10 protein-coding genes and 1 pseudogene are annotated in these 11,883 nt (G+C 63.3%); 3 read left to right on the forward strand and 8 right to left on the reverse strand.

Annotated elements, in window-relative coordinates:
• From ABJF10_RS23510 to miaB, 6 genes and pseudogenes are all read right to left on the reverse strand, one after another.
• Positions 1–1,694 (reverse strand): annotated as a pseudogene (locus ABJF10_RS23510) (ATP-binding protein); the annotation flags it as partial.
• Entirely contained in the window at positions 1,687–1,899 is a 213-nt protein-coding gene (locus ABJF10_RS23515; RefSeq protein WP_348547058.1) for a hypothetical protein, read from the reverse strand. The pseudogene ABJF10_RS23510 and the gene ABJF10_RS23515, both read right to left, overlap by 8 nt.
• Positions 1,896–2,417 carry a hypothetical protein gene (locus tag ABJF10_RS23520; RefSeq protein ID WP_348547059.1) on the reverse strand — a complete coding sequence of 174 codons (522 nt, stop codon included), beginning with the start codon at positions 2,415–2,417 and terminating at the stop codon, positions 1,896–1,898. The genes ABJF10_RS23515 and ABJF10_RS23520 overlap by 4 nt, the downstream gene beginning before the upstream one ends.
• A gap of 3 nt (positions 2,418–2,420) precedes the next feature.
• Positions 2,421–2,693, reverse strand: coding sequence for a WXG100 family type VII secretion target (locus ABJF10_RS23525; protein ID WP_348547060.1), 273 nt, complete (start codon positions 2,691–2,693; stop codon positions 2,421–2,423).
• A gap of 227 nt (positions 2,694–2,920) precedes the next feature.
• Positions 2,921–3,682, reverse strand: a complete 762-nt coding sequence (locus ABJF10_RS23530) for a L,D-transpeptidase (protein ID WP_348547061.1) — start codon at positions 3,680–3,682, stop codon at positions 2,921–2,923.
• Positions 3,683–3,765: 83 nt separating this feature from the next.
• Entirely contained in the window at positions 3,766–5,160 is a 1,395-nt protein-coding gene (miaB, locus tag ABJF10_RS23535) for a tRNA (N6-isopentenyl adenosine(37)-C2)-methylthiotransferase MiaB (protein WP_348547062.1), read from the reverse strand.
• A gap of 104 nt (positions 5,161–5,264) precedes the next feature.
• On the opposite strand from miaB, the gene ABJF10_RS23540 reads away from it, so the two are divergent.
• Positions 5,265–5,798, forward strand: a complete 534-nt coding sequence (locus ABJF10_RS23540) for an adenine phosphoribosyltransferase (protein ID WP_348547063.1) — start codon at positions 5,265–5,267, stop codon at positions 5,796–5,798.
• 87 nt (positions 5,799–5,885) lie between these two features.
• Positions 5,886–8,969, forward strand: a complete 3,084-nt coding sequence (locus ABJF10_RS23545) for a PAS domain S-box protein (RefSeq protein ID WP_348547064.1) — start codon at positions 5,886–5,888, stop codon at positions 8,967–8,969.
• 143 nt (positions 8,970–9,112) lie between these two features.
• Here the strand turns inward: ABJF10_RS23545 and ABJF10_RS23550 are convergent, their stop codons facing one another.
• A complete protein-coding gene (locus ABJF10_RS23550; protein WP_348547065.1) occupies positions 9,113–10,054 on the reverse strand; it encodes a DnaJ C-terminal domain-containing protein in 942 nt (313 codons plus the stop codon).
• A gap of 67 nt (positions 10,055–10,121) precedes the next feature.
• Complete coding sequence (locus ABJF10_RS23555; protein WP_348547066.1) at positions 10,122–10,664, reverse strand: hypothetical protein; 543 nt, start codon at positions 10,662–10,664, stop codon at positions 10,122–10,124.
• A gap of 398 nt (positions 10,665–11,062) precedes the next feature.
• On the opposite strand from ABJF10_RS23555, the gene ABJF10_RS23560 reads away from it, so the two are divergent.
• The coding region (locus ABJF10_RS23560; protein ID WP_348547067.1) for a site-specific DNA-methyltransferase at positions 11,063–11,883 on the forward strand (821 nt) is incomplete at its 3' end.

Raw genomic sequence — 11,883 nt, forward strand, 5'->3', positions numbered from 1 at the left:
AGCTCGGCGAGGCGCTCGTCGATCTGGTCGCGCTGGGTCCAGATGCGGCGGTTGATCAGCGCCTCCTCGTAATCGGAGAAGTGCATGAGGCCGGCGAAATTCTGCCCGAGGCCGACGGGATCGATGACGGTGAAAGCGATCTTCCCGGGGGGGCTGGTCGTGAACAGCCGCAGGATGACGTTGTTCAGTGTGTTGACGATTTCGGCGGTGCTGGATTCGTGGGTGTCGAAGAGCAGCGATCCTTCGCCGGGATACGACAACGCGAGCGGCGCGCTGATTTCCGCCGGGCCGGGCAGGGGAAGGCGCGGGTCTTGCGGATGGGAAGCGAGGACGGTGTCGAGCTGGCCGAAGCGGGTGGACGACCGGAGCGATTCGGGCGTGGACCAGGTGGCGAGAAACGACTCCGACCACGTGGGGAAGTATTCCGCGGAGGCGGACTGGATGGCGCGCAAATCGTCGTAGAGCGGCGTGATGGCGCGCTGCCATTCCGCGGCCAGCGTGTCCCAGCGCGAAGATTCCTCCTGGGTCAGCGCCGTCGATTCGGTGTCGAAAGTGGCATTGATCGCCTGCTTGCGGGTGTCCGCTTCCGCGCGGTAGTGCGTCTGCCGGGCGTCGCGGTCCGTGACCAGGCGCGCGAGCTTGGGCGCGGAGTATTGATCGATCTGTGCGGCGATGCGCGGCATCTGCGCCTCGATTTTCTCCCGCATGTTCTGCTCGAACTCCACCTCGACCTCATCCGAGCGGGCCCACTGCTCGGCGATCGCCTCCCGGGTGGCGTCGTATTCTTCCTGCGCCTGGGCATGCGCCTGCTGCTGCTGTTGATCGGCCAGCGCCTTGATGGCGGCGTGTTGGACCCGGGCGACCCGTAGCGCGTTGCCGAAGCCGGGCACGAAAGGTTTCCCCTGCTGATGACCCAGCACGACCCCGACGACGAAAATGAGCAGAAGCACGACCAGGCCGCCGGCCAGCACCACGCCATTCGGCGGGAAGAGGAAAGCGAAGCCAGCCGCGAGCACGAGCAGCGTGGGAATGACGAGGACTGGATGCGCGTAGCCGAAGAGCTTGGGCAGGGGGCGCTTGATGTATTCGCCGAGATACTGCTGGGCCACCGCCACGGCATTATTCAGTTCTTGCAGGCCCTCTTCGCAACTCGCCGGCAGGGGCGCGGCATCCGCCGAAGGTCGCAACTGGCGGAGAAAACTGAAATAGCCCCCGAAGACGCGGCGGGCCTTCTGCCGCATTTTCTTCATCGCGTCTTGCGCGGCCTCGAGCTGCTCCGCGCATTCGCCGTGAATCTTGTCCGCTGCCTTTTTGTCGGCTTCCAGTTTTTTCTCCGACTGGAATTGCTTCAACTGCAGATTGCCCATCCAGCGTTCCTTCGCCTGCCGGGCGTGCATGGGCAGCTTGCGCAGGGCGGCGGTACCGGCGCGATTCACCCGCATGCGCCGGCCCTCGTAGAGCGCGGTGAGACGCTGGCGGCCGGTCTGGCAGAGGGCATTGGATTCCTCGACCAGCGTGGTCAGGCGGGCTTCGGCCTTGTCCACCCCATCGCGCTGCTGGCGATTGACGGAGTGGCGGCGGGCGGCAAAATCGCGGGTCAAGGCCTCTTCGCGCTCGGCGAATGCGGCGGCGGTCTTTTGCAGCGTGGCGAGGAGTTCGAGGACGCGGGTGGGACGAAGATCGGGGTTACTCACAGTCGCTTCTTACTCGTTTCAAAAGGATGTCGATTTCCTGCATCACGCCCATGGTGCGTTGCACGTGGTCGGGCAGATCTTCCAGGTATTCGCGCTCGAACTGCTGCGACTTCACGTCGTGCCAGTGCGCCTTCGCTTCGCCCCACTTGAGGTTCAGCTCTTTCAAGGCCTGCACGAGATTGGCGCCGCTTTCTTTCGCGCTCATGCGGGTGGGGCCTCCGTGGGGGAGATCGTGGCCTCGGATTTCGGTTCGTGGACTTCCGCGTAAGCTTCGAGGGTGCGCGCGGCCTGGACGAGAAAGGTGATGCCCTTGGGCAGATTGTAGTCGAGGAACTGGCGCAGGCCTTCGAGTCGCTTGGCCATCGGGTCGGCCATGGCGTCGAAGTTCTGGTTCCACTTCTTGATGTGGCGCAGCTTTTCCTCGGCCTCGGCGACGGCGGCCTTGGCCTTGCGCACGGCATTTTGCTGGAAGGTAATGTTGTCGCGCATGCTGGAGAGCTTCGCGCTCATCAGTTCCTGCACGGCTTGATCGAGGGTGCGGGAGCGTTTCTTGAGTTCGCCTTCCCAGCGGGTGCGTTGCTCGTGCTGCAGCCACATGCGCGTGCGGCGCAGTTCGTCGGCGGCATCGTCGAGCGCGCGGCGCGCCTTGCTCTGGAAGATCATCAGGCCCGCGCGCGTGGCGTCGAGGACATCAACGGAAGTGACTTTGGCCTGGAGGGACATGCCTTAGCGCTGGTCGAGATATTCCTCGATGCGCTGGGCCTTGCGCAGGAGGAAGGGCGTGTGCTTTTCCGAGATCTCCGTGAATTTTTTGATGACCTTCATCGTGGTGATGAATTCCTCGGCGAATTTCTCGTGCTCCTGGTCCTGCCAGGAGGCGGAAAGGGAGGCGAAGCGGGCTTGCAGCGCGGAGGCTTTGCCCTGCACGTCGTCGTTGAAGCGCTTCAATTCCTTAGCGAAGCGCCGGACCTCCTCGGGGTCCATGATTGCTTGAGCCATAGTGTGCTTTGGGGTGAAAAGGTGGACGGAACAGCTCACGCCGGTGCGTGATCTCACTCACTCTAGACAGAGGTCGCAGGAATTACAAATACCGGAGTGAGGGAAAGTGCTCAGTGGTCAGTATTCAGCCCGAAGTCGCCCCGAACATGCCGGCTACTGACTACTGACTACTGAGCACTGAGCACTGAGCACTGAGCACTCCAGCGAGCGCCGCCGGGACAATGACTCTACCCCCGGGAAGCCGGGATAGGGGTAGGCCCGGCGTTGGGGGCGGCGGGGGAACCGGGGTGTTTCCTGGCCGGGGTGCTCCGGGCAGGAGCGGGAACGGCTGCGGCCTGCACGGGCACAGGCGCGGGCGCGGCAGCGGGCGCTGGGGTGCCGGGTGGCTTGTCCCGCATGTTGAATTGCTGCGCGGGAGCGGTTTCGCCATTGCCCTCGACGAGTGCGGCAGGGAAGTGGCTATTGGTCACCTCGACGCGTGTGCCCACGCCGATCTCGTCGTAGAGCCGGATCACATCGCGCGAACGCATGCGGATGCAGCCGTAGCTGGCGGGCGTGCCGATGCTCCATTCCTCGGCGGTGCCGTGGATGTAAATGCCCCGGTCGTAGGCGCGCCGGTTTTGGGATTCGAGGCCCTTGAGCCACAGGATGCGCGAGACGATTGGGTCGCGGCCGGGCGCATTAGGCCTCACGATTTCGCCCGTGGCGCGACGGCTCTTGAACTTCATGCCGCTCGGCTGTCCGCCGCCGAATTTCTCCTTCACCATCATCGCACCAAGGGGGGTGGCATAGCTGCCGACACGGTCGCCTACGCCGAATTTCGACGTGGAGACATCATAACGGGCGATTTCCACCCCCTTCTCGAAGACGAGCATCTTCTGATCGGGGACGCTGATGCGGATCAGATGCGGGCTCGGCGTGCTAGTGCACGAAGCGAAGCCAAAAGCGATGGCGATGGCCAGCAGGCCGCAGGCGATTTTTCTGAACACGCGCGGTATTTACGCGCCTTCCGGCAAAGTCTCAAGTGAGGAACCGCAAATCCACGGGGTTTGCGGTGGGGAGGGGAGTTCCGTTACCCGACCGTCATAGCCGTCGCGCCATCCAAGACGGCAGGATCGCCGTAGAGCGAGAAGCCGCTGGACCGAGTGATGGCGACCTCGAAGATCTCCCCGATGTGGCGTTCTCCGCCTTCGAAGATGACGATCTTGTTCCCCGGCGTGCGCCCCGTGAGCGTTTCTTTGTTCGTGCGGCTAGGGCCTTCGCAGAGGATTTCCACGTTGCGGCCGACCAGGACTTCACCTTTGGCGATGGCCGACTCGTCGATCACGCGCAACAGGTCTTGATTGCGTTCCTCTTTCACTGCTTCGGGGATCTGTTCGCCCATCTCGGCGGCCGGCGTGTCGCGGCGCGGCGAGTAGCGGAAGATAAAGGCGTTGTCGAAACCGATGCGCTGCACGAGTTCGCGCGTGGCGGCGTAATCTTCGTCGGTCTCACCGGGGAAGCCGACGATGGCGTCGGTGGTGATCGCGATGTCGGGCCGGGCGGCGCGGAGTTGCTCCGTGAGCGCAAAATACCGCTCGGCGGTGTAGGCGCGGTGCATGGCTTTCAAGATGCGGTTGGAGCCCGATTGCATGGGCAGGTGCACGTGGGGCATCAGCTTGGGCAATTCCGCAAAGGCGTTCACCAAGTCTTCGCGGAAGCCGATGGGATGCGGCGAAGTGAAGCGCAGACGCCGCAAGCCATCGACCGCATGCACGGCCTCGAGGAGCTGGACGAAAGGCGATTTGCCATCGCGCTTATCAAACTCGTGCCGGCCGAAAAGATTCACGATCTGCCCGAGCAGCGTCACCTCTTTCACGCCGCGCGCCACCAGGCCTTCCACTTCGTGGACGATCTCCTCGATGCGCCGCGACCGTTCGGCGCCGCGCGTGCTCGGCACGATGCAAAACGTGCAGTGCATATTGCAGCCCTGCATGATCGAGACAAACGCCGTGGCCTGGCGCTCCTTGAGCACGTGCTCGCGGATGGTTTCCTGCGAGCCGGCCTCTTCCTCGATGTCGACGATGGAAAAGCGCGCGTCGTCCATCAAGCGGTCGCGCAGGGCGCGCTTGTGCTGGATGAGCTGGTCCACGTATTCCGCCACGCGGTGAAATTTCTGCGTGCCGACCACGAGGTCGACGTGCCCCATGTTTTCCGCGAGTTCCGCCCCGCGGGATTGCGCCATGCAGCCGAGAAAGCCGAAGACCATCTCCGGCTTGTTGGCGCGGAGGCGGCCCAGCAGGCCCATCTTGCCGATCGCCTTTTGCTCCGCCATGTCGCGCACGCTGCAGGTATTCAGCAGCACGACGTCGGCCTCGGTTTCGCGGGGCGTCATCTCATAGCCGCGCTCCACGAGCATGCGGGCGACTTGTTCGGAGTCGCGTTCATTCATCTGGCAACCGTAGGTCTTGAGGAAAACTTTAGGCATCGGAAAGGCGCGGAAGGTAGCCGAGCTTTGGCCGATGGAAAATGGGAATCTCTCCCTCCACCGGCTTGTCATTCCCTGAGCGGTCTGCCACAACCCTCGCCACCATGCCTTCCGACAGCGATCTTCAGCTCCTGAGTGCCGCCATCCGCGATGTGGTGGATTTTCCCAAGCCGGGCATTGTTTTCAAGGACATCACCCCGGTTTTGTCCGATCCCGCCCTTTTCCGGCTGGCCGTGGATTGCTTTGCCGAGGCGGCCCAGGCGCTCGAGGTGGAAAAGGTGGTCGGGATCGATGCCCGCGGATTCCTTTTCGGTGCTGCGGTGGCCTACAAGCTGGGGCTCGGTTTTGTGCCCATTCGCAAGAAAGGCAAGCTGCCGTGGCAGACGCGCAGCGCCGCGTACACTCTGGAATACGGAGAAGCGGTGGTGGAAATGCACACGGATGCGGTCCGGCCTGGTGAACGGGTGGTTTTGATCGACGATCTGCTGGCCACCGGGGGGACGGCGGCCGCGGCGGTCAAGCTCCTCGAATTGATGGGAGCGCAACTGCTGGAGGCGCAGTTTCTCATCGAACTTGACTTCTTGAAGGGACGCGAAAACCTTCCGTCCGACCGGGTTCGGTCATTTTTGCATTTTTGATAGGCAAGCCGCCCGGTTTGCCATTTTCGATCGAAACTGAGGCCAAACGGCCCACAGGCATGCCTTTAGCTCTTACAGGGATGCTAAATGGCATTGCCCTCCTCGTCTGAGTATTTCCCGACCTTCCGCCGGTTCCGCCGGTGGTTGTCGAAGGAGGACGGCCTGGCCTCGCGGCATGTGGGGTCTTCGGTCCTCGCGGTTGCCGTCATCGTCATTCTCGCCATTGCCTTTCTCACCCTGGCCATTCGGGAGCACGCCTCGGACGATGCCCGGACCAACGAGTATGCGATCCTGCGCGCGGCCACGGCGGCGGAAAACGACTTCGCGGCCCTGGAGACTTCACTGCGCACCTACCTTCTCACGGGCCAGGCACTGCCACTGCAGCAATTCGAACGGCGGCGGACGGCTTTTCAAGCGCATCTCAGCGAACTCATGCCTCTACTGCCGGGCAAATCGGCGCGGCGGGAAGCGGTGCGCTCCATGGGCGCGCAATTCCAGACCTGGCTGCACGATGCTGCCCGGCCGGAAATCGTCCAGCGCAAGCAAGGCCGCGACGGCACCGTGCTCATGGCTCGCGGGCTGGACGGTGCACTCTTCGATCGCATTCGCGGTGAGTTGGGCCGCTTTGTCCGCGAATCCAATGGCGAACTGGAAATGCTTAATGACACGACGCGCTGGCGGCGCCTGTTGCAGACGTGCGGTTTCGCGCTGCTCAGCGCGCTGGCGGTGAGTTTCCTCGTGACTTCGAGCTGGCAGAACTACCGCGCTTTTCGCCGGCACTTGCGCAAGTCCGAGGAAGCTACGGCGCAAAATCGCGCCATCATCGACAACACGCTCGATGGCGTCATCACGGTGGATGAGAACGGCTTGATCCAGTCGCTCAATCCGGCCGCCGAGAAAATGTTCGTCCAAACTGCGAAGGACGTGATCGGCCAGAACGTGGCGCTGCTCGTGCCGCAGCGTCTCTTCTTCCACGACATGAAAAATGTCGGGCGCGGGGCGATCATGGCCGTCGGCCAGCGCCAGGGCTACTACCCCTTCCCCATTGAGATTTCGCTGAGCAGCATGGACCTGGCGGGCCGCCGGCAATTCGTGGCCATCGTGCGCGACGTCGGTGAACGGCAGAAATCCGAGGAAACATTGCGCCAGATCAGCCTGGGTGTCTCCCATACGACCGGTGAGGAATTCCTGCGCTCGTTGCTCAAGCAACTCTCCAAGGCGCTGCCGAATGATTACGCCTTCCTCGTCGAGTTGAGCGGCAAAGGCGCCGGGCAATTCAGCACCCTGGCCCTCGCGGAACAGGGAAACATCCTGCGCAACGGCCAGTGCGCGCTCACCCATTCCGCCTTCGCCGATTCCATCGCCCGGGGCTTCCGTGCGCATCTCGGCGGGGCGCGGGTGCTTTTCCCCGAGGATGTGCTGCTCCTGGAACTGGCGATCGAGAGTTTCATCGCCACACCATTGATGGACCATCACGGACGCACGATCGGCCTGATCGGCGTGCTCGACCGCAAGCAACTGGGCGACACGCAGATGATCGAGTCGACGCTCCAGATTTTTGCGGCGCGCGCCGCGGCTGAAATCGAGCGCAAGCGCTCGGAAGAAGACCTGGCCGCGGAAAAAGAGCGCCTCCAGGTGACCATGAAGTCGATGGCGGATGGTTTCATCACCATCGACAACAGTGGCAGCGTGCTGATGCTGAATCCCGTGGCCGAAAATCTCACCGGCTGGACGCAGGAAGAAGCCGCCGGGAAACCGCTGGCGACGGTCTTTCAGGTGCTCAATGAGCGCTCGCGCAAACGCTATACGCTGGCCATTCAGCGTATCGTCGAGGCAGGCGTTGCCGAGGGCCTTGACGGTCCGGCGTTGATGATCGCGAAAGATGGCAGCGAGCGTCTCGTGGAGAGCAACGCCGCACCCATCCGTGACCGCTCCGGCGGGCGCATCGGTGCGGTTGTCGTCTTCCGCGACGTGACGGAAAAGCGCCGTCTCGATGAAGAACAGCAGAAGGCCGACAAGCTGGAATCGCTGGGCGTGGTCGCCGGCGGTATCGCGCACGATTTCAACAACCTGCTCACCGCCATTCTCGGCAATATCTCGCTGGCGCTGTTGATTACGCCAGATCCGGAAGTTGGCGAGCGTCTCGGCGCAGCCAAGCGCGCGACGAATCGCGCGCAGGAACTTGCGCAGCAATTGCTGACCTTCGCCCGCGGCGGTGCTCCCGTGAAGCAGACCGCTTCGATCAGCCAACTGCTCCGCGATACGCTGAGCCTCTCGCTGCATGGCTCGAAGGCGCATTGCGAATTCAACGTCGCCGAAAACCTGTGGCCCGTGGACATGGACCCCGGCCAGATCAGCCAGGTGATCAACAACCTGGCGATGAATGCCGATCAAGCCATGCCCGCCGGTGGCATCCTGCGCGTGAACGCGGAGAACGTCGAACTGATGGCGCACAGCGTGAGTCTCGGCCTCGACGCCGGGCGTTGGGTGAAGATCTCGATCCAGGACCAGGGCATCGGTATTCCCGAGGAGTACCTCAAGAAGATCTTCGATCCCTACTTCACCACCAAGCCGAAGGGCAGCGGCCTCGGTCTCGCGACCGCGTATTCCATCGTCAAGAACCACCACGGCTTGATTGCGGTGGATTCCAAGCCGGGCGAAGGCTCGACGTTCACCATTTGCCTGCCGGCCTCGGAGCATGAGTTGAAGGTACAAACCGCCGGGCCAGTGCCGATGGCGCCCGCAGGCTGCGAGCGCGTGCTGGTGCTCGATGACGAAGAGGCCATTTGCATGCTCGTGACCTGCGCCCTGGAGGAACTGGGCTACAAGGTGACGGAAACCAACGACGGCAAAGATGCCATCGCCGCCTACGAAAAGGCGATGAAGGAAGGAAAACCCTACGACTTATTCATTTCCGATCTCACCATCCCCGGCGGCATGGGCGGGCAGGAGACGATCAAACGCCTCGTCGAGATCGATCCCGACATCCGGGCCATCGTGTCCAGCGGCTATGCCAATGACCCAGTGATGAGCCGCTTCGAAGAGTACGGCTTCTCCGGCATGATCGCGAAGCCCTACGAAATCGATGCGCTGGGACGCAAGGTGGCCGAAGTGCTCGCGCAACCGCGCCGCCGCGTGATCTTCCATCAGTTCGAGCGGAAGACGGCGTAAAAGAAACTGGAGGGAACCGAGCGGAGCGAGATAGCCTGCCGAAGGCAGCCCGAAGGGCAGCGCCGGCGGGCGCGGGCAACGGCGCCGTCGCTTCCTGGTGGGTGCCGCTTCCCAGCACCGACGGCGCAGTGCCCTCCAGGACGCTACAGCCGCGACAGCTTCTCCCACAGCGCACGTTGCTCCGGCGTGAGATCGTTGGGCAGAAGCACCACCAGCCGCACGTAAAAATCACCACGGGTCGTCGACCCCGTGGGCAGTCCGCGGCCCTTGATGCGGAATTTGCGCTCCGGCTGCGAGCAATCGGGAATCTTCAGGCGCACTGGGCCATCGGGCGTGGGAATGCTCACGATATCGCCGAGCACGGCCTGCCAGACGGGGAGTTCGAGATCGTAGATCAGATCGCTTCCGTCGACATTGTAGTCGGGATGTTTTTCGAAGCGGACGACGAGAAACAGGTCGCCGGCCTGCCCGCGTTTGCCCACGGATTCGCCCTGGCCGGCGAGGCGGATTTTCTGGCTCTCGCGCACCCCTTTCGGGATGCGCACTTCGTAAGTCTCGACCTCCGACCGCCCGTCGCGGCGAAACGAAATCTTCTTCTTCGCGCCGTGCAGTGCCTCCTCGATGGTGACCAGCAGGTCGGCTTCGATATCGCTGCCGCGCGCGGGCGGTTGTCCGGTGAATCCCGAGAAGCCCGGCCGTCCGCCGCCGTGCGCGGCCGCGCCGCCGAAGAACTGCTCGAAAAAGTCCGAGAACCCCGTGCCGGAGAAACTGCCGCCATCCGGGAAACCGCCTTGATGACGTCCGCCCCCGCCCCCGCGGCCCCAGCCGGGCGGAGGTTGCGGCGCGCCCTGATCCCAATCGGCGCCGAGTTCGTCGTAGCGCTTGCGCTTTTCCTCGTCGCCGAGGACTTCGTAGGCCTCGTTGATTTCCTTGAACTTCGTCTCGGCGTTCTTCTTGTCCTTGTCCTTGGAGACGTCGGGATGGTGCTGCCGGGCGAGCTTGCGAAATGCTTTGCGAATTTCGTCGTGGGTGGCGCCTTTGGCCACGCCGAGGGTCGCGTAATAATCCTTGTACTGAACGGGCATAATTGGGGTTGCCGCGCGAACATAGTCATTCGGCGCGCGGCTGCCAGTCCCGCGTGTAACGAAATCGTTACATCCCCACGGGATGCCGGGCGCTGAACCCCCTTGGCTCGCGGTAATCCGCCCGCCAGCGCGGGCCTTCCTCCTGGTGCAGGCCAGTGGTGTCGAGCCGCAGCCCGCAGATATAGGCAAAGACGTGGCCGTTCCGCGCCCAGATGGTGATCCACTTGCCCGGGCCGCACTCGCCGTAGCTCTGGAAGGCCTTCGAGGGGGTCGGCTGGTCGAGGAAACCGGCATGGTGTAGGAAATAGGAAATCGTCCCGGAGCAATCGTAGCCGCGGTCGTAGAAAGTGCCGTGGCCGCCGCCCCAGACATAAGGCTTGTTCGCGAGTGTATTCGTCGCCCAGATGGCCACCTTGATATTGCGCGGCGCATTCGCCGGCGCGTAAGCGATCCGGCCCTTGAGCACCGCGCGATCACCCGGTACGGTCGGCCCTTTTTGCGGTGGAGGCGTGACGGCTTGCGCCCGCCCCGCGACGGCGGACAATAGCAAAAGGTTGCACCACAACAGGGTGCGCAAGGACTTCACAGTGAAGGGGAAGATCGACTGCATCCCGCTTATTGCCGGAAACCGGGTGTCCATGGCTATCTTTTTTTCCGGGGCCGGGGGTGGGTCACGCTGCGGGTCACTGCCAGGTGCGCTGCCATTGACAGAGTTGTCGCGTCGAGCAAACCCGGTAGGGAAGCCGCGCCGCCGGGTTCACTCGCATGTGGCGCGGGAACGTGGCGGGCGGTGGGACGGCCCTGTGTGTAATTTCGCTAGCCGGGCTGACCTGCCGCCGCCGCTTTTCCGCGCACCCAAAAGTGGGAACCCGCGGCGCGGCTTCCCTACCAGTTTTCTTCGGCGCTCGCGCTACGCGCGGGAGCGGCTTCCATTGCGGCAGCACGGCTCAAGATGACAAATAACTTTTCTCTTGTACGAATGACAAAGTGCGCCTTTTATCCTCGTCCATGCGCACCAATTGCCTGGCCACACGCTTCGATCTTCACCTCGGCGATTGCGTGACGGGCATGGAAAATCTCGCCGCGGAATCGGTCGATATCGTCGTGACTTCGCCGCCCTACAATCTCGATATCAGTTACGCCACCTTCCGCGATGACGCCCCGCGTGCGGATTATCTCGCATGGTCGCATCGCTGGGCGGCGGAAGTGCGGCGCGTGTTGAAACCGGACGGATCGTTCTTTCTCAACGTCGGCGCGTCCCCGGCGAACCCCTTGCTCCCGCACCAGCTCGTCCTCGCCTTCCAGGACCTCTTCCGCCTGCAAAACACGATTCACTGGATCAAGTCCGTGACCGTGCAGCCCCGGCGCGCGGACGAATTGAGCGTCGGCCATTTCAAGCCGATCAATTCGAAGCGCTACCTCACCGACTGCCACGAATACGTCTTTCACCTGACGCGGACGGGCGACGTGCCGATCGATCGTCTCGCCGTGGGCGTCGCCTATGCGGACAAGAGCAACATCACTCGGTGGGCACACACTCGCGGCGTGAAGCGCGACCGCCGCTGCCGCGGGAACAACTGGTTCATCTCCTACGAGACGATCCAGCATCGCGACCGCCAGCGTCCCCATCCGGCCACCTTCCCCGCGCGGCTCGCGGAGTGGTGCTACCGGCTCCACGGAGTGCGGGAAGGCCTCGTGGCGCTCGACCCCTTTCTCGGCATCGGCCACGCCGCCAGCGCCGCCGCCACGTGCGGGCTGGAGCGCTTTATCGGCTTCGAGATCGATCCGGGTTATTTTGCCGAGGCGTGCTCGCGTCTTGGCATTTCCCC

Origin of the sequence: Chthoniobacter sp., assembly GCF_040003245.1 — a bacterium.
Classification (GTDB): Bacteria; Verrucomicrobiota; Verrucomicrobiia; order Chthoniobacterales; family Chthoniobacteraceae; genus Chthoniobacter.

Bases quoted from the DNA above. Each gene is read 5' to 3' on its own strand.
- ABJF10_RS23515 (WP_348547058.1), bottom strand. From the start codon at position 1,899: ATGAGCGCGAAAGAAAGCGGCGCCAATCTCGTGCAGGCCTTGAAAGAG.
- ABJF10_RS23520 (WP_348547059.1), bottom strand. From the start codon at position 2,417: ATGTCCCTCCAGGCCAAAGTCACTTCCGTTGATGTCCTCGACGCCACG.
- ABJF10_RS23525 (WP_348547060.1), bottom strand. From the start codon at position 2,693: ATGGCTCAAGCAATCATGGACCCCGAGGAGGTCCGGCGCTTCGCTAAG.
- miaB (WP_348547062.1), bottom strand. From the start codon at position 5,160: ATGCCTAAAGTTTTCCTCAAGACCTACGGTTGCCAGATGAATGAACGC.
- ABJF10_RS23540 (WP_348547063.1), top strand. From the start codon at position 5,265: ATGCCTTCCGACAGCGATCTTCAGCTCCTGAGTGCCGCCATCCGCGAT.
- ABJF10_RS23545 (WP_348547064.1), top strand. From the start codon at position 5,886: ATGGCATTGCCCTCCTCGTCTGAGTATTTCCCGACCTTCCGCCGGTTC.
- ABJF10_RS23550 (WP_348547065.1), bottom strand. From the start codon at position 10,054: ATGCCCGTTCAGTACAAGGATTATTACGCGACCCTCGGCGTGGCCAAA.
- ABJF10_RS23555 (WP_348547066.1), bottom strand. From the start codon at position 10,664: ATGCAGTCGATCTTCCCCTTCACTGTGAAGTCCTTGCGCACCCTGTTG.